Origin of the sequence: Candidatus Palauibacter sp., from assembly GCF_965208055.1 — a bacterium.
In the GTDB taxonomy this organism is placed as follows: domain Bacteria; phylum Gemmatimonadota; class Gemmatimonadetes; order Palauibacterales; family Palauibacteraceae; genus Palauibacter.
This window is the reverse complement of record NZ_CBDBNY010000004.1, coordinates 2929846-2951487: the sequence shown is the minus strand read 5'-3', so window position 1 is coordinate 2951487 and position 21642 is coordinate 2929846. Positions and strand designations below refer to the sequence as shown.

Below are 21642 nucleotides of genomic sequence, written 5' to 3'. Positions count from 1 at the left end.
GGAGCTTTGGAGCTGTCCCGCTTTCACGGACGGTTGATTTCTGTCGTTGATGGCCCCCGGCGATGTGCGCAAATCGCTGGCCACATCGTCCCAGAGCCTACGACAATTCGGGGGAACCGTACATGCGGGAATCCGATACGACCGCTGGCGAACCCGGCCGCGACGCGGTGGTGTACTCATGGGTAAGGGTGGAGCTTGACGCCGTTTGTTGCGCCGTGTAGCGTGGCCATCAACGAGGCTTATGAGCGGCCCCTGTGCGCCGGGGCGACCCATTCCTGGTCGTCTACCTAACGGACGCAGGGGCCAACTTTTTTTCTACATATTGCGTATTCCCCCCAAGCCGGGGGATGGACGGCTACGCGCGCAACTTCCGCGATCCGAGCCAGACGCCCACGACCCCGATCAGCGGGTTGAGCCAGGGGAGCCATGCCGGCTGGCTGGCGCTCATGGTCGCCTCCAGCATCGACACGTCATCGGGGCGGGGTCCCGCCGCCATCTCCACCGGCATCAGGGCCGACACCACTCCGAGCACGATCATCATGGCGATCAGAATCGTGGCGCCCTTGGCATCGTGCGCCACCCGGGCACAGACTCGTCCGCCGATGTACGCCCCCACGAACCCGAGCCCGATGGAGCCGAGTATCCAGCCGCCGGCTACCTCCCACGTACCCGGCTGGAAGGCGCGCGAGGGGCCCAGCAGCAGCCACAGAAGCGATGAGAGTGCGAAGAGCACGGCGACGATGGCAATGTAGCCGACGATCGCGGCGAGGATGTTCCTGAGCATCATGTGCCTCCCTGGTACGACTCGGCCGGAGGGTGAACCGGTCGCGTGCCGGAGGATGCAAACTCCCTGCGCGGCCGTCAACTCGAATCGTCCGCCACCGGAAGGGCGGGTGAACGATATGAAGGGCGGGGCTCAGAATACGACGCGGTAGGAGACGCTGAGCGCTCTTCCGGCCTCGGGCATGATCTCCTTCACCCTCGACAAGTGATGCCGGTATTCGGTGTCGCCGAGGTTCTCGAGGTGGAGCGTGACGGCGTGCAGCCGCCCGCCGAAGGTGAAACGCACGCCGCCCGAGAGGCCGAAGATCGCGTATCCGTCGGTCGATTGCTCGAACCTTCCCGTCCGCTCCTGGCTCTTCGCCATCCGCGTCTCGGCCTCCACGAACCAGTCCACCGGCGAATAGCCGATCGCAAGGCGACCCTGGAGCGGGGGCATGAACGGGAGGGGTTCGTTCGTGGCGCGCATCGTGCCGCGCACGTACGACGCGACGGCCTCCACCCTGAATCCGGCCGGCGCCGACCACTCGAGCACGCTCTCGAAGCCGGTCAGAACGGCGTCCTCGCCCACGAACTGGTAGATGGGGAGCCGGATGCGGCTGAGTTCCCCCGTCGCCTGCGGAAAGACGTAGCCCGAAATGGCGTTTCGGAACCACGTCGCCTCGGCGCTCAGGCGTTGTCCCGTGATCCGCCCGAACACGTCGATCCCGAGTCCGGTTTCCGTCTCCAGCGAGGGATTGCCGACGTCGAATGAATTGGACGCGAGGTGCGGCCCCTCCGAGTAGAGTTCGTGTACATCCGGGGTGCGAAAGGCACGGCCCACGCTCCCACCCACCGTGAGGGGGCCGGACAGCCGCAGAAGCGCGCCGAGCGACCCGGAAAGCGCGCCGAAGGAACGTGCGCGGATGTGTCCGATGTCGGAGAACTGATCCTCCTGGTCCGGTTCCAGCTCGACCCGATCGTAGCGGAGCCCGGCCTCGATCGAGACCGGATCGAGCTGGATCTCCTCGAGGAGATACGCGGCCTGTGTCCTGCGCCAGGCGTTCGGGGTGTAGAGGACCCCCCCGAATCCGAAGTACTCCCACGAGACCCTCGTTCCGATGGCGCCCGATGTGAACGGGCCCCATCGCCCGTGCCGTGCCCGAGCCTCCCCGCTCACGATCTCGCGCTCGTACAGCGCACCGAGGATGCCGGAGGACTCCATCTCGTGATGCTGGTACGACGTGTAGCCCGCATCGACTTCGATCGCCTCCAGACCCTGCCCGGGCCGGATGACGCTGCGGAAGCGGCCCGCGACCCTCTCCTGCTCCGTGCGCACCGGGTTCGCGTGGCCGCCGAGGAAGCCTCCGGGGATCCCGTAGTCGTTCCTGAAGACGCGAAATGAACCGCCCGCGTATCCCCAATCGTCCACCCACGAGGTGCCGGCCGACGCGCTCCATACGTCGGTCTGCGTTCCCGCGAGCCTCCCGATGGGCGTCCGCAGATCCCCTGACTCTCGCTTCGAGACCTCGACGCGGAGGGGCACGTGTTCGGTGATTCCGACGGTCATCTCGCCGCTTCCCCCGAGGGCGCGCGTCGCCGACTGCGCCTGCATTGAGGCGAAGCCGGTCGGGCGGTACGGCACCGCGCGGGGTATCTCTTCCCGCACCACGTTGATCACGCCTCCGAGGACGCTGCTGCCGTAGAGAATCGCGCTCGGCCCGCGAATCACGTCGATTCGCCGAGCCGTGGAAGGGGAGAGCGCCGAGGCGTGGTCGAGGCCGCTGTTGATGACGTCGCCCACGCGCCGGCCGTCCTCGAGCATCAGGATCCGGTCTCCGGTCAGGCCGCGGATGACCGGCTGGGCGGTGCCGGGCCCCATGCTGTTCACGGCGACGCCCGGAACCGTTGCAACCGTCTTCGCGACGGTTCCCGCCATCCGTCGCTGCAGTTCCTCCCCCGCGAAGACGGCGGAAGGCCGGATCGCCTCGTTCGCAGCCGTGGGGCTCAGGACCGCCGTGACGACGAGATCCGGCGAAGGAACGGCGGCGACTTCAAGGTCGACCGTGGCCGACTCCCCGTGGCCGACCTCGAGGGTCGTCGTTGCGTACCCGAGGCGATCGACCCGGAGCTGGTACTGTTCGGCATCCGGCACGGCGATTCGGAACGCGCCGTCTCCGTGCGTGACGGCGCCGCGGCCCGTGCCGACGACCGTGACCGTCGCGCCCGCGAGAGGCATCCCGCCCTCCGTCGACCGGACGATCCCCTCGAGGATGCCCTCGTCCTGTTGCACCTGCGCGGCCGAAGGCACGGCGGCGGCGCTCAGGCCCATGCTCAGAAGAAATGGAACTGCGATGAGTCGCTTCATCATCCCCGTCCTGGAACCCGGGCTTGCTCTCGCTCGCTGCCGGTGGGGTCGCACCGGGGGAGTGGCCGAGAGTGTTTCGGCCGTAATGATAAGAGATTCTCATTAAAGAGCAACCGGGATGGGCCAGCAGGTCTTGTCCGCGGGCGGCCTGGAAGCGCAGCAGGGCACCCGTGTCGCCATACTCGTGGACGTTGACGAACACCCGTTCATCGGGTGAGGAGTTCCTTCGGGCGTGTCGGTCGCCAGGATGATCTCGTCGATATCCGCGGGCTCGAAGGCGCCGTCGGCCAGAGCCGCCCGCGCCGCGGCCAGCGCGAGATCGGCCGTGCTCTCGTCATCCCCCGCGATGCGGCGCGTGTGTATACCGGTGCGCGCCACGATCCACTCGTCCGAGGTGTCGACGTGCTCTGCCCATTCGTCGTTGGTCATGACGCGCTCGGGCAGATAGATGCCGAGGCCCAGCAGGCCGATGGGGTGCGGGCTCCTGGCGCCTGGCTGGTCCACTTCGTCCTCGCCCCCTCATGGTCGGCTGCTTCCTATCTGAATGCCTCGATCAGCGTTGAGTCACCTCGAACTTCTTCAGCCAGAGCTCACCGGTGCCACTCCTCGCCTCATTACCCAGCTCTATAGCCGCAAAATAGTGGTGGGCCGGCGCGTATCCCTTGTCCACCAGGTACTGGAAGAAGGTCAGCAGGTCGACTGAACCGAGGTACTGATCTTCGTGCCTCAGGAATGCGATGAAATCGACGACGTATCCGACAGAGCGCCGGTGCAAACCGTTCCGCACCGTTCCATGTGTACCGCTAACTTGTTGACCTGATTCTCCCTGCGGCATCGTCGTTGTTGCATGAGCACCACACAGTCTCGTTCGATACCACACGTTTTGTGGGACAGAAAGGGGGAGACGAAATGACGACGACCGCACAGAAAAACCGACAGGATTCATCGACGCAGGCTCCGAGGCGTTCCATGCTCACGGCCGCCTTCGTGCGTACGGTCACGACGCCCGGAAAGTACTGCGACCAGCACGGACTCATCCTACGCGTCCGGCCCTCCGGATCAAGGCAGTGGATCTGGCGCGGCACGGTTCGAGGACGCCGCGTGGACCTCGGCCTGGGCGGCTGACCGTACACGACGCTCGCCGAAGCGCGCGACTCGCCTTCGAGTTCCGGAAGCTGGCACGGGCCGGCGGGGACCCGCGGACGCTCCAGCCGGGCGCCCAGAACGGGATCCCGACGTTCCGGGAGGCCGTTGAGAAGGTGATCGCGATTCACCGGGACTCGTGGGCGGCCGGGCTCGACGAGCGAGGCGCAGTGGCGCTCCTCTCTCGAGACCTACGCCTACCCGCACATCGGCAAGATGCCCGTGGACACCGTCTCGACCACGGACGTGATGCGCGTCCTCACTCCCACGTGGAACGTGAAGCGGGCCACCGCGAAGCGGGTCGGGCAGCGGATCGGCACCGTCATGAAGTGGGCCATCGCCGAAGGTTACCGCACGGACAATCCCGCCGGCGACGCGATCGCCGCAGCCCTGCCGAAGGGCGGCGTCAAGAAGAAGCACTTCAAGGCCATCCCGCACGGGGAGGTCGCCCAGGCCGTCGCGACGGTGCGCGCGGCCGATGTCCGGCCGCCGCTCAAGGCGGCGTTCGAGTTTCAGGTCCTCACCGCGGTCCGCCCGGGGAAGTCCGGAAGGCCGTCTGGTCGGAGATGGACATCGAGGGCCGCGTGTGGGAGGTCCCCGCGGACCGCGCGAAGTCGGGCAGGACGCACCGCGCCCCCCTCACCACGAGAGCCATCGAGCTGCTCGAGGACGCGCGGCGCTTCTCACACGGGAAGGGGCTGATCTTCCCCTCCGTGACGGGGAAGTCGATTCACGCCGGGACAGCTTCGAAGCTGCTCTCGCGGAACGGCATCAAGGCGGTGCCGCACGGCTTCCGCTCCTCGTTCCGGGACTGGTGCGGCGAGACGGGGTAGCCGCGGGAGGTCGCCGAGGCCGCGCTCGCTCACATGGTGAAGAACCAGGTCGAGGCCGCGTACGCGCGCTCGGATCTGTTCGAGCGGCGGCGGGAGCTCATGGAGGCGTGGGCAGCGTACGTCTCAAGCTGAGGCTTGCTTCTTCCGGCGGGTCGAGGCGACGGGGGGATCGGGGAGCTGACCGGCACCCGGCGGCGCGGCGGCGCAACAGGGGGGCGAGGCTCGCAGGGACGATCCCTGACAAGCCTCGTTTTCGTACTGGGGAGGTCGCTTCGCTCCGTCGTTGGGCAGACGCTTGGCGTCGATGCTCCCGAAGAGCGCCGTCTGTTTCCGATCTGCCCATCTGGCCCACGAGCGGCGAAGACCGAACACGGGCCAACGCAGAATTCGCCCTACAACCGTACGCCAAACGCTGAAGTGCGGCTCCCAATAAAAGTCCTCGTTCGGCTTGCTCGCTCGAAGGCGTAGCATCTCACCAAAGCTCAAACCGGTTAGCGGCGGTGTGGCATCCTTTCCCTGAATGTACTCACCGGTCGTGGCCGGTTCGTGAAGATTGATTCTAGCGAGACGGTCCCGCTTCTCTCGTCGCGCAACCCCTAGGGCAATGCACAACGCACAGACCGCTACGAGTGCCGACACCGCCGATACCAGTTCAGCGTAGAACATCATCCGCTCTCCGTTCGACCGTCTGTCCGGTTTTCCCTGCGAACCTTGGGGCTCGATCCGCCGGGCACAATTCGCGCGGGGCGACGGGGCGACGAGGCAGGATGGTGCAGCGGTCCATGAGGCAAAACAGCGGAGTGCGTCTCGCTTGACCTAGAACGCTGCTACCCACCCATTGGCTCGCACCCATTCCCGGAAAGAGAGCCCCTGTATGCGTATCATCTACGTTGTGCTTGTGTGCCTCGGTGCCTGGGTCGCAGTGGTCATGCTCTCCCCAGCACCACCCGAGAACGCGCATCCCGAGAGCACGCCTCCCGAGGGCACGCGACAGCGGCAAGTCACGCAGAAGGAGTTCGGAGACGCTTGGCCGCTCATCGTAGAATCCGGTGTGCTGCGCTGCGAGGGTGACGCAGTGACGTTTACCGCAGGCCAAACCTATGCGCTGAACGGCGTCGCAATGTCGCGTGGACTGCCTGAGATTGAGCCGATCTGGGCGTGGCGGGAAGAGACGCTCGGCAGCACTCTGCCGCTGCGAAAAAACATCAGCACGTTGCGTTTCGCAGGGCTCGATCTCTGCGAGTAACAGGAGATCAGATGGGCAGGAGTCGCTCCCAAGAGGCGTTCAACGCCCTCGTCGAAGAGATTAGGATCCGAACTCGATCGAGCGGGCCGAATACGACCTTCCTGGGTCCGTGTGACATGAGCGTGATTCCCGAACCGCCCGTTCAACTCCCCTGGTCCATCAATCTGGCGGTGGTGACTTATTCAGACCATCCCTAGGCGTCCGCCTTCTGGGCGGCTCGGAGTCTGAACAGGACGGTCTAGCCGCCAGAGCGCCGGTAGACGGAAGCCACGCCGCTGGATCCGCCGGAGTGCCGAAAGACCGGAGGCGCGCCGCTCATGCACCCAGTCGGAATCCGGATCGTCTCGGCCGTGATGGTCCCGACGTTCGCGCACGGTTCGAGGATCGTGAAGCCGTCGCGAACGCTTACATACCCCTCTTCCGGTGTGAGCGTCACGACTGTCCCCGCTTGCAGCCATGTTCCGCCCTCCGAGGCCGTCGCGGACAGCCACGTTCCGTCCAACATGCTGCAGGCGGTCGTCGCCTCGCTCGTGTAGGACCCGTCCTCGCGCAGGTTGAGCGTTTCGGCCCTGGCCTCACACGAGGTCACCTGTCCGGACGGGATCAGCCAGGGCAGTGCGGACCCGTCGATCTCTGCCAGCTCCCAGACCCCGACGGCCGACACCGGGTTCGGGGCTGATGGAGGCGCTGTCTCTCTCGCGGCGCCGCAGCCGATCACCGCGACCGTGAGCAGCGTTGCCACTGCGGCCGATCCCCACTTTGTTATCGCCAAGTTGATTCCCCTCCGTGACGGTACCGTTTCAGAGCGACCGAACCGGAGACACGCCCGGCGACGGGTTTGGTTGCGCGGGGATGACCAAGGATTGGTGCACCCGTCGTTCGGGTTCAGGGAGACCGCGTTTCCGGTCTGGCTCCACACGCCGGACTCGGTTGCGCCCCACCGTTCCTCCAGTACCACACCGCTGAGCGCGAAGGCGTAGCTGCCGTTCCCACGAAGGTCGAGGGCCCCGGAGTGAATGGTCAGTATGTCGACCGAGACCGGTGGCGCCTGCCCGTTGAGCGACCAGAGTTCCCAGGATCCCGCGGCGCTCACCGCGTCCGGTCCCGCCGAGTCATCCCCGCACGACGCGAACACGGCGGCGACCAGCAAGAGCACGGCCGCCGGACGACCTCGCCGGCTCATGACGCACCCCTCCGGCCGTCGGCGGTCCCGGCCTCCGCGTCCGAACCTCCGGCGCGCCGCACCATGGCCGCAATCACCGCCGCGCTCAAGCCCTCTTCGGTCAACTCTGCCAGCGCCGACTCGAAGTCTCCCCGGATCCGATACAGCACGCCGACATTGTGGTGTGCGGCCGCCACATCCCTGTCGGTGATGTCCACCGCCGGATTGGGCTGGCAGGAACTGACGTTCGCAATCGAGATCTCGAGCGCGCGCTCGTAGTCGCCAGCCTCCACGGCGCGGTGGGCCACGTTCATGCCGCATCTCTCGTCGTCGAAGAAAACCAGTTCCCTCGCTTCGACCCAGTGAAACACCATCGGCGCGATGTCCTCGATGGTTCCGCGGTAGGCTCGCCTCGCCACCACTCCCGGGGACGGAAAGTCCGGCTGTCCGCTGACGCTGGAATTGGTCAACTCGGGCTCGTAGGCGAGCGTGCGCGAAGCGGCCACGAGACCGGTGGACGGATCGACGACCTCGAACGTCGCCCGAAAGGCCACCCTGGTGCGCGCGTGATGCTCCGTCACGGTTCGGCGGCGGGTGTTGTCTCCGACTCGCTCGACGATTTCCCTCGACCCCTCGAAGCGCTCCTGCTCCGTCGCGCAGCGAGTCACGTTGACGTTGATCAGCGCGTCGGCGCCCTATCACTGCTTCGACGCCTTCTCTGGCCCCACCTCTTTCCTTCTCCGCTTCCTGATCTTGATTCCCGTCCTTCGACTCGTCTTCACCGGCATCAACATCGTCACCATTCTGAGCGCCACAAACAAGCCGCACAGTTACTGGCGTATAGATGCCGAACGTGAGCAGACCAACCAACTGGTTCACGAACGACAATTCGGTCTGCACGACGGCGACTCCCGAATCCCCGCAGTCTTCCTCCGCTTCCACATCTGACGCCGGTACGAGTCCGTTGATCCACGTTGCTTTCGACTGCGACAAACGAATCGCACTCGAGGTCACAGGGGACTCAGCGAAAAGATGCCGAAGCTCCAGCCCAGGACCGTATCGTGAGCGGCGTCGTCTCCGAACTGATGGAACAGCTTCACGCTGAATCCACTGTCGCCGGTCTGAAAGCCTACCGTGCCGATTCCGCCGACACCCTCGAACGTGCTGAAGGTGGCATCATCGCCATCTCCGAACTTGTCATCGTAGTTCAGGTAGCCCGCCACCCACTGGACGAACAGGCGATCCCCCAAGCGGAGCCCCGCTGCGGCGTACAATTCGTCCGAGTCCTCGCCGATCGAAAAACTCCCGATCGAAAGGGCGGGACGAATGGGCCCGAGTACCGGGTCTTCCGTCATGAAAGTGCCTGCGTAGGTCACACGCCCTTCCCTGACGTTCCAGTGGAACTCGTCGTCGCCAATGACCTGTGCCGAGGCCGCCGACGCACAGGCAAGCCCCGCAACCACCACAAGCATGCAAGCGAGAATCTTCATTGGATCAGCCTCTCCTTTCGCGAGCTGTCATCGCTCGAGTTCGTCCAGCTTCGTCCGCGTCTGTGTCGCCGGCTCGTAGTCTTCGTCCGCGTTCTCCCAGGCGGTCAACGCGCCGCGCAGATGTTCTGCCGCGCCATCGAGGTCACCCCGGGCCTCCAGCAGCAGCGCCATCTCGAAGTGCGCCCTCGGATCGCCGGGAACCAGACGCAACGCTTCGGTCAGTTCGGCCTCGGACTCGTCCAGCCGCCCGGCCATGCGCAGCGCACGTCCGGCATCGCCGTGCAAGTTCAGGCTACGGTCCAGCCCCGTGGCCCGCCGGTAAGCTTCGGCGGCAGGCTCATATTCTCCCGCGCGTTCCGCCAGCGATCCGATTAACCGCAGGAGAGTCGGATCGGAGGGAGCGGCCGCTTCAAACGTGCGGTAGAGCTCGCGCGCGGTCTCCGGCGCCGCCGACTCGACCATCCCGAGCATCATCCCGAACTGGGTGATGTTCGGGTCATTCGCCGTTTCAATAAGGGCCGAGAGGTCACTCGCACGGCCACCGGAAAAAAGGATGTCAAGGAGAAAAAGGACCAGCACACCCGAGACCTCCGCCGGGCTTGTGAGGCCGGACGCCCCTTCCAGCAACATTTCCGTGGCCTCCACGGCAAGCACCACCTCGCCCCGGCGCAGGTGATACTTCGCGATCCCACCGAGCACTTCGATCTTCTGCTCCGGGGTCCGGGCCGCCTCCAGGGCGCGCTCGTATCCCGCCCATGCTTGCGCGTAGTTGCCGGCGTCCAGTTCAAGGGCTGCGAGTTGGGCCGTCAATGCCGCCGAGAAGGGCTCCAGGAGGATGGCGTCGTCCAGGAGACCGCGCGCGGCTCCGTAGTCCCCAAGGCGTTTCTGAAGCGCGGCGAGCCCCGCGTACCCGCTCGCATCCTCCGGGAAGCTGTCTACATAGTCGGTTAGCGCCCGAAGGGCCCGTTCGTCGTTTCCCAGTTCTTCGTGAACTCGGGCGATCTGTTGGGGGAGATCACCATTCCGCGGGTCGAGATCCCGCATGGCCTCCAGCGTTGCGAGCACGCCTTCCTTGTCGCCCAGGGCGTCCAGCAACTCCTTGTAGTTGGTGAGCGCGAGCAGGTCGTCCGGGTAGAGCTCGACCCACATCCTTGCGGCGGCGGCCGCCTTTTCGAGATCCCCCAGCGCAAGGTAGTAATCCTTCCTGACACCGAGGCGCACGCGCTCCGGCAACCGGTACTCGTGATCGATGGCCGCCTGCATCGGGGCGGCGGCTTTCTCCCCCCGGTTGGCGAGCTGCGCGTAAGTCGACAGGATGTACTGGGCCGCCGCGAAGGTGGGGTCCCGCTCGATCGCCGCAGTCGTGAGTTCGATGGCAGCAGCAAGATCGGCCCTGACGAAGGCCGCCTCAAGGCCGCGGAATAACGCCTCCACGGCCGCGTCGTCGTCGGAGAGCCGTGCGCGAACGGGAAGGTCCTCCACACCCTCCCGGGCCGGAATCCCGACCGCCCGCTTCAGCGAGACCGACAGGTCGTCCAGCAGCGCCAGGAGGTCCGTTCCCTCATGGACGGTCTCGTTCTCCAGCGACCCGTCGTCCACCCTGTACACCCGCTGGACCGCCCGGTAGAGATCACCGGTGCGACCGATTTCGCCGTCGGTCAGAAACTCCGCGTGCGCCTCTTCGCCAACCTCCCGTTTGAGGGTCAGCGGGACGCCGCGGAGGTCGGCAAAGCCCCGTTCGATAAGGCGGTCGCGGAAGAGGGCTTCGTTCCTGTCGAGGAAACCCCCCTTCGCGATGAAGAAGTCGTCCGCCAGGAGATCCAGCTCGAGTGCGAACGGCACCGCGTAGGCGAGCCACGTGTCGTCCTCGCCGGCGCCGGGTCCGAGGTTGAACGGAAACAGGGCCACGGACTTCCGGAACCCGGGTTTCACGATCTCCCGCTCGACGACGCCTCCGTCCTCGTCCGTGACCGTCACGGCAGTCGTCATGCGACCGAGATCCGTGCCGGCGAAGACCGCCCAGAGTACGATCCCGCACAGCGCCAGATTCGCCGGAATCCCGATCTTCTCGGTCCGGGCGAGCGTCTCCCTGTCCCGGCCGGGCTTGCCGTGAAACCACGCCAGCAGGATCACGCTCGGCAGCAGAAGGGGGGCCGCCAACAAGACGAGGTTGTCGTAGTGCGTTGAGAGCAGCAGCCGCTCCACCACGATTGCTTCGGTGAACTCGAAGAGACCCCAGAAGGCACCTGCATAGATGCCCACGGCGTGCGGAACGCGACGCTCGATCAGGCTGCGGATCAACCCAATCCCGGTCACGCTCATCGACCCCACGCCGCCATCGTGATCCCCACCCCGTTTAGTCGAATTCTTTCACCTCCAATGCACTGTCGTCCGGTCACGAGCCCGGTTCGCACCACCAACTTGCAGGGAAAGGGCGGTCCGGCGCGCCGGTAGTTCTGACGGTGACTTCTGGAGGATGGGCCACGTAGTTTGAGGGGGAGCACCACCAGGATTGGATGTGGGGCACCGCTTGCGAGAGAGGCCGAAGTGAGCCAGGGGGATCTGTTCCAGCGTACCCTCGCGCTGCTGCAACGGGCGGCGTTGGAGGACGGGTATTGGCTCTCCGCCGCTGCCGGCTTCAACGAAGCCACCGGAACGAGGGGCCACGGCCTCGGATTCGGCCCGGGGTATCCGGACCGCGACGGGGACCTCCTGGCGCTGCGCTTCGTCTTCGGACGGCGGCGGCGCAGGGATTGGGAGCGCGCGTATCTCCGTGACTACGTGACTCGTGACGAACGCCTGCCCGCCTTCGGTCGGCTGGCGAGTGGCGAGGTGGCGCCTACCGGGGATCTCCTGACCGAGAGCGAGCGGAAGACGTCGGCCGTCTACAACGAGATGTTGCGCGACATGCGGGGGCGAGACGGCCTCAACGTGCGTCTGGACGGGCCCGCGGGAACGCACATCGTCGTCGCCCTGGCCGACTCCAGCGAGTCGGCGGGCTGGTCGTCCGGACAGGTCGAGATGATCGAGCGCCTGCTGCCGCACATGGGCCATTCCATCGGCGTGCGACAGGTTCTCGTCGATGCCCGCGCATATGGCGAGACACTCGCCGGCCTGCTCGACAACACCCGCACGTGCGCCATCCAGCTGGATCGGCGGGGTCGGGTCGTGGAGGCAAACGACGTGGCCCGTGACATCCTGCGGCAGGGCGACGCGTTGATCGACCCGGGAGGTTTTCTTCGCGCTGCGAGACAGGCGGAGAATGCCGAACTTCAGCTGTTGCTTGCGGGTGCTCTGCCGCCCTTCGGCGGTCAGGCGGTCGGTGGGTCGATGGTCATCCGGCGCCCTTCCCCTTCGAAGACGTTGATCGTTCATGTCAATCCGGTGGGAGCGGAGTCGAGGGACGACCGAACGCACCGTGTGGCCGCCATCGTCCTGGCGGTGAGCCCGGAAAGTCGGGTCCGGGTTGATCCGGATTTCGTGGCGTCGGCCCTCGGGCTCACGCCGACGGAGAGCCGGTTGGCGGTGATGCTGGCCGCCGGTCACACCGTGCGGGAGATCGCCGCCGCGACGGGTCGAAAGGAAAGGAGCGTCCACTGGCTCCTGCAGCAGATTTACCGCAAGCAGGGCATCGGGAGGCAGGCTGAGTTGGTGAGGCGCGTGTTGTCGATGCAGACTCTTTTCGGAACGACGGTCGATCCGAAGAGCGGCCACGGCGGAGGTACCACTGAGGAAAGGGGAAGCACGACCGCTTGACCGGGTGTTCGATCACTCCGAATGCCGTAAACCGATGCCGTTTGCCGGCCATTTCAGCACGGCGGATCAAGACATGATCCGGCGACACGAAGGGCAGATCGTACAGTCCTGATTGAACTTACGTTGTTTCTTGCCGTGGTTCGCGCCACCCGTGCTCCACTTACCGTATCAAAACAGCCGGGGACGGTAACGGTAGGCGCACGTGGCGCCCGCTCTCCGTGCCGCCACATCGAGTGGGTTGGGCGCGAGCTTAGGGATCGGAGCACCCCCAGCTTCGTTCACACGAGCCCGTCGCCGGTGCGTGTACGCCTAGCAACTCCGGGGCGAGGCGTCCATTTGCGACCACTAGGGGCCGAGGAAACCCGCTTCGTTCTGGCGGAAATAATGAGAGGTACACCGAATCGGTGGAGAGCGTCGTTCCGTCTTCCGTCCAACGGTCGAAGTCGTAGCCGGGGTTGGGGATCGCACTCAGGCTGGTGGTGACCGTCTGTCCCGCCGCCAGGCGCCACGACCCACCGCCGGACAGCGTCCCCCCGTTCGTCGGCACTGATGTGATGCTTGCCGAGCGGCCGCCGAATTCGATCGAAGCCGGTTCGGACGGGCCGTCAACGCACGCGATGGCGCCGACCAGGAACAGGGCGGCTCCAGCGCGAACCCGCCGATGGATGTCAACCTCCCGTCGTGAAGAGGACCAGCCTGTCGGCCGCAACCGGATACACTCCGATCATCGGCTCCGGAACCAGGGGTGCCGGCCCCAGGACAACTGCGGTGCCGGTCTGGCTGGACGGGTTCATGGTCACGGTGAACTCGGCGCTCGTGGTTCGCCCTCGCTCGATCGTCGCCCTGTCGGTGGACAGCGTTCCTCCCTCCACGGCCAGCGGGATCGTTATGGGGAAGGGCGTCGCCTCCGCGAGGGACAGCACCACCCTGGCCGGCCCGGGGGCCTTGAGATCCAGCGTATCCGTCCTTTCCAACCGGACATCGAGGGGGAAGGGCGCGCCCGGATTGGAGCCCAGATTGAGGTAGGCCAGGTCCGAAAGTCCCTCGAATACGCCGTCGGGCAGCGCGGCAAGATCGTTGCGCGCCGCAGACAGAACTTTCAACGCGGCGAGGCCGGAAAAGACCCCCTCCGGCAGCTTGGCGAGCTGGTTTTGGGCAACGGACAACTCCTCCAGCCTGGTGAGCTCCGAGAACACTCCCGGCGGCAATTCGGTCAGTCGGTTGTCCCACATGCTCAGTTTCCTCAAGAGCGGAAGGTCCGCGAGCACGTCTTCCGACAGCTCCGCGATCTGGTTGCTGTAGAGCCACAGCTCAACCAGCGCGGGAAGGCCGGTGAAGACACCGCCTTCCAGCACGTCCAACTGGTTGTCTCTCAGGATGAGCACTTCGAGACGCGACAGCCCGTCGAACACTCCCGGCCCGAGATCACGGATCCGGTTCTCTTCCAGCGCCAGGCCGTGCAATCCGGAGAGCCCCGAGAACACGCCGGGCTCGAGGCGGACAAGGCGGTTCTGATGCAGGTGCAACCATCGGAGTCCGGACAGGGCGGCGAAGGCGCCGCTCTCGACCTCGGCGATCCGGTTGCCGCCGAGGCGCAGCGTCACAAGACCCGTAAGGCCGTCGAACAGCCCGTTCGGCAGTCCCCGCAGCCGGTTGTCGTCCAGGTACAAGCCTTCAAGACTGCCGAGGTTCGCGAACACGTCAAGCGGCAGCCCGGTCAACCGGTTCTCGGCGAGCAGCAATATCTCCAGGCCGCCGAGGTTCGAGAACACGCCGGAGGGCAGCTCGGTCAGTCCGTTGTGCGAGAGATACAGTTGCTCCAGGTCGCCGAGTTCGGAAAACACCGCTGCGTCCAATTCCGCCAGCCTGTTTCTGTGCAGAGTGAGAATCCTGAGTCGGCCCAGCCCGGCGAAGATCTCTGCCGGCAAGACGTCCAGGCGGTTATCCGCGAGGTGAAGTTGCTCCAGGTTGTCGAGATCCGTGAACAGCCCCGCCGGCAGTTCGGTCAGCTTGTTCCCGTACAGCCATACACCCTCCAGCCGTGAAGGCCCGGAGAAAAGATCGGGCGGGAGCCGGGTCAGTTCGTTCTCGGCGACCGCGAAGACCTCCAGCCGCGGGAGTCCCGACAGGAGCCCACCGGGGAGTTTCTCCAGCCGGTTGCGGTCCATGATGAGGACGCGCAACTCGTTCAGCCCGGAGAAGATGCCCCCCGGGAGTTCGGTCAGATCGTTGTCGAGCAGACGCAACTCTTTCAGTTCGGTCAACTCCAGGAAGTCCCCGGCGCGCAGTTCGGTGAGGGGCTCTCCGGTGCTCGCGCCCGCGCTTGCGCTCGAGGGCGGAGACGCCGGCGACATGCGCGCTTGGGCCATCGGCAAACATTCCGCCAGCTCCGGCGCCGAGAGCCCGCGGCCCTGTCCACGCAGGGCGGAGCTCTCCCGAGGGCTGCAGCCGCGGCTCCGCGCTCCTTCCGCCCCGGGGAGATCCGATGCCACGTTCGAGCGCTGCGGCGCGGGCCCCCGCAGGTCGAGCGCATTTATCGCCGCCAGATGAGAGCCTGCGATCGCGTGGCACCGGTCTACCGCCGTGATGGCCATCAGTTCGTCCCGGACCCGCGGCGTCCGGTCGCACACGCCCTCTTCGATGGTCGCCAAAGCAACGGTGGAGGAACCCAGGCCGTAGCCCGCCCCTGCCGCCGGCGTATCGAGCGAGACTCCGAGGACCTCGCGCGTCGGGTCGACTTCGCGGTCATCCCGGACCGTGATCTCGAGCGTTGCACGCCCTGATCCGGCCTCGAATCGAATCGTACCGCCGGTCCCGGCGTCGTGGTCCGCTGCGTCCGCGTCGTCGGTCTGCGGGTCGTCGTCTCCCCCGACCGTGTAGCCCACTTCGAGTGCCGATTCGGGTACCGGGCGCGCTTCCAGTTCCACGACGACCCTCTCCCCCTCGAGGACTGACACCGGACCCGTCAGGAACCTCACCATCGGGTCGCCCGAACGATCCACCGTGGCGGAAAAGCCCTGTTCCGCAGAGAGGCCCCCGGGGTCGCCCGCGGTGACGGTCAGCAACGCGGTGCCGTCGGAAACGGCGACGACGGTGACGGTTGCGCCTTGCACGGAAGCGGTCGCCACCCCTTCGTCCGAAGTGATGGCCTCGAAGGTCAGGGCGTCGCCATCGGGATCGGTGAAGTGTCCGGAGACATCGATGGTGACCGTGTCTCCACCGAGCAGTTCCAGGTCCGCAATGTTCCCCACGGTTTCCGGCGCACGGTTCGGCACCTCGACCCCGAAGCTCTGCTGTGCCGAGAGGCCGCTCGGATCCGTCGCCGTCAAGGTGATAGTCGCCGCTCCCTTCGCTACGCCGGTCACGAGCGCGTTGCTCCCCGACACCGAGACGGTGGCCACGCGGGGGTCGGAGGTCTGAGCCGAATAGGTCAGCGCATCTCCATCCGGGTCACTCAGGTGGTCGGACAGGTCCACGGTGACGGTTTCTCCCACTTCCACGGTCTGGGCGGGAATCGTCCCGGTTGCGACTGGCGAGTCGTTCACCCGCTCGGGGTTGGTCGTCCCGTCTCGACATGCGGACGTGAACAAGGTCGTTACGACCAGTCCCGCCGCCGCGGAGATCGCGAGGCGTGTGCTTCCGGAAAAATCTCTCTGGATCAATTGGGCAACTCCATGGTTGATGAGGGCGTAGTTCCGAAGGTCGTTCCGGGCGTGGGGATCGACGCCGGCCTGCAGCAGGAGTTAGACGACGGTCTCTCCGCCTCGATCGAGTATCTGGCGATCAGGTGATCCAGGGTCCACCTCTCTAGTTGATCGTGTAGGTCATGCCGGCCTTGAGGCGCTGCCCCTTGGGGTCGTGCGTGAGGCCGTCGTAGGCCCCTTCCTGATTGACCAGCGGCGGCGCCGTATCGAACAGGTTGAAGCCCGTCACGAAGGCGTCGATGCTGTCCGTCAGCTTCATCATCACCGTGGCGTCGAAGGTGCCGAAGGCGTCGATGACGCGGTGGGGATACGTCGGGTCGCCCGCGTTGAGGTCGTCCTCGTAGGATGAGATGTAGTTGACGTTGCCGATGATCGAATAGCGATCCGCGTGGTATCCGGCCGACGCCGACCACTTCCACTGCGGCAGGGGCCAGGCGAGCGGGTTGTTGCGATTCAGCGTCCCGACGCCCTCCGTCGCGCCCACCAGCTCCACGCCGCCGACCTCGAGCGCCTTGATGTCGTAGGTGCGCGTGTAGGTGCCGTCGATCCCGAGTGCAAGCTCCCCGCTCCCGAGCGTGCGCCGGGTCGACAGGCTCCAATCGAAGCCCGAGGTCTGCATGCCCGGCCAGTTGATCAGATCGATCCGGATGCGCTCGATGAGGGCCGCGTCACAGGTCCCCGTCCCCCAGCCGTCCGGGCACTTCACGAACCCCCGGACCGCGGCGCGGCTGGCGCCCCCCTCGTGATAGAGCCGCGTGATACTCGAATGGGGGATCACGTTGATCACGTCCCTGAAGTCGTAGCTCCAGTAATCGAAAGTCGCCTGCAGGCGGCTCGGATAGTGAAAGAAAATGAGCCCCACGTTGCCCGTCACCGCCCGTTCCGGGTCCAGATCGGCGCTTCCGAAGGTGTCCACCGCCTTGTAGACATCCACTTCCTGCACGTACTCGAGCGCCGTGATCTGGTCCGTGTTCACGTCATCCACGGACGGGACGCGGAATGTCGACTGAAGCGAGCCACGAAGAGAAAGCTCGTGATTGTCCGAGTCGGTCAGGTTCAGCCGAAGTGAGACCTTTGGGTCGAAGCTGCTCGCCACGTCGTGGAACTCGTAGTTGGCGGCGAACTGCAGATCGAGCCGGTCCCCGAGATTGAGCGGGATCTCGCCGTAGAAGCGATGCACGGTCTGCCCGTCCTCGTACGGGAAGTACCCCGTCGTGAACGTGAACGGCCCCGCCTGCTCGAGGCAGGTGCGATCCCCCGGCACCTGGCAAGGGTTGAGCGCCTGGTTGCCGGCGTCGTTGGGCGTCCCCGTCACGTCGAAGCGGCGGAACTGATATCCGAGCGCGTAGCCGAGCGCCTCCGTGAACTGGCCCGTGAAGGTGGCCTCCGCCACGAACAGGTCGGCGGTGTTGAAGAGATCGACTTCCTCGTTGATCCAGCCGAGCAACTCGGGGGAGTTGGCCGCACCGGCCACGTATCCGGGGTTGTTGGCGTTGGTGTATTGCGTCCCCGGCTGCTCGGCGCGCTGGATCGCGTTGCTGAACGGGTTGTAGAACATGCAGTCGCCCTGCCCCGCCACGGCGCCGCCGGTCGAACCGAGCGACATGCCGGCCGGCGAAGTCGGGTCAACGACCACATCGACGCCGCAGTTCGGGCCTCCGAAGCCGCGGTAGGCGAGGTATTTGCGGTAGGCGTACTCCGCCGGCTGGTTCACGTTGCCGGAGGCACGCGAGTAGCTGACGGAGATGTCCAGGTGGCCCTCGGTCTCCTCGAAGTGCCGGTCGATCGATGCCGCGATCCTCTGGGTGCGCGACGACCGGTGCAGCGTCCGTCCCGGGCCGCTGTTCCCCACCATCCGTCCGTAGAAGTACCAGTCGTCCTGCAGGCAGTCGGCGGCGGAAGCGAACCCGGCGTGCCCCGCGTTGGCCGCGCAGAACGCCTGCCGGCCCGGGTTTTCCGGTACGACGAGCTGAAGGCCGTCGTAAAGGGAGATCGGGGGAAACGAGGGCGTGGTCCGCCAGTCCGGGATTGTGGCCTCGGACCACAGGCCCTCGAGGTGGAACGTCGTGCTTGCGCCCAGTTCGCCGTTGATCTCGCCGAAGGCCCGTATATGGTTCTGCTTATCGACCAGGTTGTCGTACGGCTGGTAGCGGAACCGGCACGTGACACCCTCGTTCACTCCGCCGAAGTTCTCGCACTCGGGATCCACGAACAGATTCGGGTTGGCGCCGAACTGCGAGCCGATGAGCGCGCTCACGAACTCACCGGGCGTCTCGTTCCCGGTCAGGCTCGGCATGAGGAAGGCCCCGGGGTTCCCGTAGTATGACCAGCCCCCGCCGCCGGGCCCCGGGTACGGTCGCAGCCCCCAGTCTCGCTCCTCGGGCATGAGTTCCTGCCGCGCCGCCCACTCTGCGGCGACGACCACGTTCGTGGACGCCCCAAGGCGGCCGCCCCAGATCGCGCCTGCGTTCGAGTCCCCGGCCCCGCTGAAGTAGTCGTGAGCGGCGGTGACCTCGAAGCCCTCGAAGTCCTGCCGCGTGACGAAGTTCGCCACGCCGGCCACCGCGTCGGATCCGTAGATCGCCGACGCCCCCTCCTTCAGCACCTCAATCCGGTCCAGCGCGATGCTCGGGAAGGCGTTGACGTCCACGAATCGGCCGCCGGGGAGCCGGGACGGTGTGTACACCTGCCGGCGTCCGTTGAACAGCACGAGCGTTCGCGAAGCTCCCAGCCCCCGCAGGTTGACGCTGGCCACCGTCTCGGGGACGAGCGCTCCGCTGCGGTTGTACCAGCTGTTCCGTTCCCCCAGCGAGCCGTGGTTCGCCCCGAGCCGCTTGAAGAAGTCGACCACCAGCGGCGACCCTTCCTCCTGCAGCGACTCTCGGGTCGAGACGTCCACTGCGTAGGGAAGACTGATCGGCGGGGCCGCGAAGTGTGTTCCCGTCACCACCGCGGTCAACTCTTCGAGCGTCACCGTCCGCAGCGAGACGAGTTCGACGTCGAGCAACGTCCGGTCGCCGGCCGTAACCGCGACGCCCGCCCGCGTCTCGATCGCAAAGCCGGGGTAGACGAACCGCAGCGAGAACGTCCCCGTCGGGAGTCCGGTCAGAGAGTAGAGTCCCTGCTCCGAACTGAGTGCCGTACGCGACTCATCCCCGAGCGCCGGACCCGTCGCGGTCACGCTCACCGTAGGCAGGGCGAGGCCGGTCTCGTCGGTGATGGTTCCGCTGATCGCCCCATCCTGGCCCGCGACCGCGGCGGGCCACGCCAGGGCGAGGACACCGAGTGCTGCGATACGTCGGATTCTGAACATGATCCTCACCGTTCGTTATGGAAGCTCCGGGAAGTCGTCCGGGGGGCGACGGTGTCCCGATCCGCACCCGGCCTAATCGAATCGTGGCACCTCCAAGACATTGTCGTCCGGTCACGAGCCCGGTTCGCACCACCAACTTGCAGGGAAAGGGCGGTCCGGCGCGCCGGTAGTTCTGACGGTGACTTCGGGAGGTTGGGCCACGTAGTTTGAGGGGGAGCACCACCAGAATTGGATGTGGGGCACCGCTTGCGAGAGAGGCCGAAAGTCGGGTCCGGGTTGATCCGGATTTTCGTGGCGTCGGCCCTCGGGCTCACGCCGACGGAGAGCCGGTTGGCGGTGATGCTGGCCGCCGGTCACACCGTGCGGGAGATCGCCGCGGCGACTGGTCGGAAGGACCGGAGCGTCCACTGGCACCTCCAGCAGATTTTTCGCAAGCAGGGTATTGGGAGGCAGGCAGATCTGGTGAGGCGCGTGCTGTCGCTCCAGTCCCTTTCCGGAGCGACCTTCGATCCGGAGAGCCGCCACGGCAAGAAAGACGACTGAGGGAAGCGCAAGCGCGACCGGAGTGTCCCCCATTTGGGGAATACCGGCTCGCATTTCCCGCATCTACCATACGCGCGTTCCATTGTGCCGGCATGACGATGAGCCAGGGAGGGAGCCGCCATCATGAGGAGTCGAGGAGTGTTCAGGAGGTGCCGCATGCGCCCGTACGGTCCGGCAGCGAAGATGATCGGAGGCTGCGCAACGCTCCTGCTCGTGTGCGGCGTCGCCGCCTGTGGCGCGGAGAGCGCGGTGGAGTTGGCGCCCGCGTTCGAGGGCCCGCCGTGCCGGGTCGGGCAGGAACTCGGGCCCGGACAGAGTTGCACCGACGGGGTTCGCCGCCAGCCGGATTCCGGACACCTTGAGATGGCGCATCGACTCGCTTCCGTGATGCGCGGCAGGAGGCCCGGACTGGAGCTACACATACCCGGACTTGCGGCATAGTCCCAAGGAACCGGGCCAACCGCAACGCCGTATCAGCGCCTACGATCGCGTCAGGCTCCGGAACCGGAACAATGCGAGCCACTGGTCGAAGGTGAGGCCGCGGGGCGGTCCGGAAGGATCGAACCTGAGATCCCGACCCAGCCGGTGGATCTGCGTTGGCGTGAATTCGGGTCGCAGACACCGCCGGATCGAGCGGCCGTCGCGACCGAAGCCACGCCGAATGAAGCGCCGGTAGTCCGCGGCCTGGAATCGGTCCACGAGCGGTCTCGTTCGACGGGCGAGCCAGAGCGCGACGGCGTCCACCCTCGGAGGGGGGTCGAAGTCCGTACGGCGAAGGCGCCGCGCGATCTCGATCTGCCACCACGGCTTGAGCAGCAGCGAGGGCAGGGTCTCCCGTGAACAGGGGCGGCCCGCAAACCGCTCGGCCGCCTCACGCTGGACCACGAGCCAGGCGTCGCGCGGCGGAGCATCGGCCTCGACGAGGCGCCGGACGATGGCGGCGGTCCGGTTGAACGGGATGTTCCCCAGAACCTTGTAGGGGACGTCGGGCAGCCGAAACCGCAGGAAGTCGGACGTGACGATCGTGACCCGGTCGTCACTCCCGAAGCGCGTGCGAAGCGCCTCGGACAGCGCGCCGTCGAACTCCACCGCGACGACCTCACGGCATCGACGCGCCAGTTCTCGAGTGAGAATCCCGCGGCCCGGCCCGATCTCGACGACCAGATCGCTTCGTTCGACGGGAGCCTGAGCGATCAGGCTAGCCGCAAGCGACCTGCTCCGGAGGAAGTGCTGCGAGAGGTCCGCGCGCCTGGGTGTCCGATGCCTGGACACGGCGAACCATCACGAACGTGGACATGGATTCTCCTGCGCTGCACGAGCCCGAC

General features: G+C 66.1%; 17 protein-coding genes and 3 pseudogenes. 7 read left to right on the top strand and 13 right to left on the bottom strand.

Going from position 1 to position 21642, the window contains the following annotated elements:
- Nucleotides 1-355: 355 nt before the first annotated feature.
- From ACOGXI_RS13085 to ACOGXI_RS13070, 4 genes and pseudogenes are all read right to left on the bottom strand, one after another.
- Nucleotides 356-784, bottom strand: a complete 429-nt coding sequence (locus ACOGXI_RS13085) for a hypothetical protein (protein ID WP_419939280.1) — start codon at nucleotides 782-784, stop codon at nucleotides 356-358.
- Nucleotides 785-916: 132 nt separating this feature from the next.
- Nucleotides 917-3127, bottom strand: a complete 2211-nt coding sequence (locus ACOGXI_RS13080; RefSeq protein WP_419939279.1) for a TonB-dependent receptor — start codon at nucleotides 3125-3127, stop codon at nucleotides 917-919.
- 219 nt (nucleotides 3128-3346) lie between these two features.
- Nucleotides 3347-3556 (bottom strand): annotated as a pseudogene (locus tag ACOGXI_RS13075) (3-oxoacyl-ACP synthase); the annotation flags it as partial.
- Between the two features lie 124 nt (nucleotides 3557-3680).
- A complete protein-coding gene (locus ACOGXI_RS13070) occupies nucleotides 3681-4073 on the bottom strand; it encodes a hypothetical protein (protein ID WP_419940253.1) in 393 nt (130 codons plus the stop codon).
- Here ACOGXI_RS13070 and ACOGXI_RS13065 point away from each other — a divergent pair.
- From ACOGXI_RS13065 to ACOGXI_RS13050, 4 genes and pseudogenes are all read left to right on the top strand, one after another.
- Nucleotides 4037-4252, top strand: a complete 216-nt coding sequence (locus ACOGXI_RS13065) for an Arm DNA-binding domain-containing protein (RefSeq protein ID WP_419939278.1) — start codon at nucleotides 4037-4039, stop codon at nucleotides 4250-4252. The two genes, ACOGXI_RS13070 and ACOGXI_RS13065, sit on opposite strands and share 37 nt — an antisense overlap.
- A gap of 234 nt (nucleotides 4253-4486) precedes the next feature.
- A pseudogene (locus tag ACOGXI_RS13060) lies at nucleotides 4487-4588 on the top strand (hypothetical protein); the annotation flags it as partial.
- A 248-nt stretch (nucleotides 4589-4836) separates the two neighbouring features.
- Nucleotides 4837-5103, top strand: a complete 267-nt coding sequence (locus ACOGXI_RS13055; RefSeq protein WP_419940252.1) for a hypothetical protein — start codon at nucleotides 4837-4839, stop codon at nucleotides 5101-5103.
- An 874-nt stretch (nucleotides 5104-5977) separates the two neighbouring features.
- Nucleotides 5978-6349: a DUF2511 domain-containing protein gene (locus tag ACOGXI_RS13050; protein ID WP_419939277.1), complete on the top strand. Its 372-nt coding sequence runs from the start codon at nucleotides 5978-5980 to the stop codon at nucleotides 6347-6349.
- A 238-nt stretch (nucleotides 6350-6587) separates the two neighbouring features.
- Here ACOGXI_RS13050 and ACOGXI_RS13045 read toward each other — a convergent pair whose 3' ends face one another.
- The 5 genes and pseudogenes from ACOGXI_RS13045 to ACOGXI_RS13025 form a co-directional block, all read right to left on the bottom strand.
- On the bottom strand, nucleotides 6588-7532 hold the full coding sequence (locus ACOGXI_RS13045) for a hypothetical protein (RefSeq protein ID WP_419940251.1): 945 nt from the start codon (nucleotides 7530-7532) through the stop codon (nucleotides 6588-6590).
- Nucleotides 7529-8179 (bottom strand): hypothetical protein, encoded by a 651-nt coding sequence (locus tag ACOGXI_RS13040; RefSeq protein ID WP_419940250.1) that lies wholly within the window; start codon nucleotides 8177-8179, stop codon nucleotides 7529-7531. Before ACOGXI_RS13040 ends, ACOGXI_RS13045 begins: the two co-directional genes overlap by 4 nt.
- Nucleotides 8180-8384: 205 nt before the next feature.
- A pseudogene (locus ACOGXI_RS13035) lies at nucleotides 8385-8453 on the bottom strand (hypothetical protein); the annotation flags it as partial.
- Nucleotides 8454-8521: 68 nt separating this feature from the next.
- Nucleotides 8522-9001, bottom strand: coding sequence for a hypothetical protein (locus ACOGXI_RS13030; RefSeq protein WP_419939276.1), 480 nt, complete (start codon nucleotides 8999-9001; stop codon nucleotides 8522-8524).
- A 27-nt stretch (nucleotides 9002-9028) separates the two neighbouring features.
- Nucleotides 9029-11323: a tetratricopeptide repeat protein gene (locus ACOGXI_RS13025; RefSeq protein ID WP_419940203.1), complete on the bottom strand. Its 2295-nt coding sequence runs from the start codon at nucleotides 11321-11323 to the stop codon at nucleotides 9029-9031.
- Between the two features lie 225 nt (nucleotides 11324-11548).
- Between ACOGXI_RS13025 and ACOGXI_RS13020 the strand changes: the two genes are divergently transcribed.
- Nucleotides 11549-12757: a helix-turn-helix transcriptional regulator gene (locus tag ACOGXI_RS13020; RefSeq protein WP_419939275.1), complete on the top strand. Its 1209-nt coding sequence runs from the start codon at nucleotides 11549-11551 to the stop codon at nucleotides 12755-12757.
- 250 nt (nucleotides 12758-13007) lie between these two features.
- Here ACOGXI_RS13020 and ACOGXI_RS13015 read toward each other — a convergent pair whose 3' ends face one another.
- The 3 genes from ACOGXI_RS13015 to ACOGXI_RS13005 all read right to left on the bottom strand — a co-directional run bounded on the left by ACOGXI_RS13015 (nucleotide 13008) and on the right by ACOGXI_RS13005 (nucleotide 19774).
- Nucleotides 13008-13304 carry an InlB B-repeat-containing protein gene (locus ACOGXI_RS13015; protein WP_419939274.1) on the bottom strand — a complete coding sequence of 99 codons (297 nt, stop codon included), beginning with the start codon at nucleotides 13302-13304 and terminating at the stop codon, nucleotides 13008-13010.
- Nucleotides 13305-13425: 121 nt separating this feature from the next.
- Nucleotides 13426-16419: a leucine-rich repeat protein gene (locus ACOGXI_RS13010; protein WP_419939273.1), complete on the bottom strand. Its 2994-nt coding sequence runs from the start codon at nucleotides 16417-16419 to the stop codon at nucleotides 13426-13428.
- A 145-nt stretch (nucleotides 16420-16564) separates the two neighbouring features.
- Entirely contained in the window at nucleotides 16565-19774 is a 3210-nt protein-coding gene (locus tag ACOGXI_RS13005; protein WP_419939272.1) for a TonB-dependent receptor, read from the bottom strand.
- 234 nt (nucleotides 19775-20008) lie between these two features.
- On the opposite strand from ACOGXI_RS13005, the gene ACOGXI_RS13000 reads away from it, so the two are divergent.
- Nucleotides 20009-20317 carry a helix-turn-helix domain-containing protein gene (locus ACOGXI_RS13000; RefSeq protein WP_419940202.1) on the top strand — a complete coding sequence of 103 codons (309 nt, stop codon included), beginning with the start codon at nucleotides 20009-20011 and terminating at the stop codon, nucleotides 20315-20317.
- 156 nt (nucleotides 20318-20473) lie between these two features.
- On the top strand, nucleotides 20474-20758 hold the full coding sequence (locus tag ACOGXI_RS12995) for a hypothetical protein (RefSeq protein ID WP_419939271.1): 285 nt from the start codon (nucleotides 20474-20476) through the stop codon (nucleotides 20756-20758).
- Nucleotides 20759-20797: 39 nt separating this feature from the next.
- Here the strand turns inward: ACOGXI_RS12995 and erm are convergent, their stop codons facing one another.
- Complete coding sequence (gene erm / locus ACOGXI_RS12990) at nucleotides 20798-21589, bottom strand: 23S ribosomal RNA methyltransferase Erm (RefSeq protein WP_419939270.1); 792 nt, start codon at nucleotides 21587-21589, stop codon at nucleotides 20798-20800.
- Nucleotides 21590-21642: the final 53 nt, after the last annotated feature.

Excerpts from the sequence above, each read along its gene's own strand:
- ACOGXI_RS13085 (WP_419939280.1), bottom strand. The coding sequence starts at position 784 with ATGCTCAGGAACATCCTCGCCGCGATCGTCGGCTACATTGCCATCGTC.
- ACOGXI_RS13080 (WP_419939279.1), bottom strand. The coding sequence starts at position 3,127 with ATGAAGCGACTCATCGCAGTTCCATTTCTTCTGAGCATGGGCCTGAGC.
- ACOGXI_RS13065 (WP_419939278.1), top strand. The coding sequence starts at position 4,037 with ATGACGACGACCGCACAGAAAAACCGACAGGATTCATCGACGCAGGCT.
- ACOGXI_RS13070 (WP_419940253.1), bottom strand. The coding sequence starts at position 4,073 with ATGAATCCTGTCGGTTTTTCTGTGCGGTCGTCGTCATTTCGTCTCCCC.
- ACOGXI_RS13055 (WP_419940252.1), top strand. The coding sequence starts at position 4,837 with ATGGACATCGAGGGCCGCGTGTGGGAGGTCCCCGCGGACCGCGCGAAG.
- ACOGXI_RS13050 (WP_419939277.1), top strand. The coding sequence starts at position 5,978 with ATGCGTATCATCTACGTTGTGCTTGTGTGCCTCGGTGCCTGGGTCGCA.
- ACOGXI_RS13045 (WP_419940251.1), bottom strand. The coding sequence starts at position 7,532 with ATGAGCCGGCGAGGTCGTCCGGCGGCCGTGCTCTTGCTGGTCGCCGCC.
- ACOGXI_RS13030 (WP_419939276.1), bottom strand. The coding sequence starts at position 9,001 with ATGAAGATTCTCGCTTGCATGCTTGTGGTGGTTGCGGGGCTTGCCTGT.
- ACOGXI_RS13025 (WP_419940203.1), bottom strand. The coding sequence starts at position 11,323 with ATGAGCGTGACCGGGATTGGGTTGATCCGCAGCCTGATCGAGCGTCGC.
- ACOGXI_RS13005 (WP_419939272.1), bottom strand. The coding sequence starts at position 19,774 with ATGTTCAGAATCCGACGTATCGCAGCACTCGGTGTCCTCGCCCTGGCG.
- ACOGXI_RS12995 (WP_419939271.1), top strand. The coding sequence starts at position 20,474 with ATGCGCCCGTACGGTCCGGCAGCGAAGATGATCGGAGGCTGCGCAACG.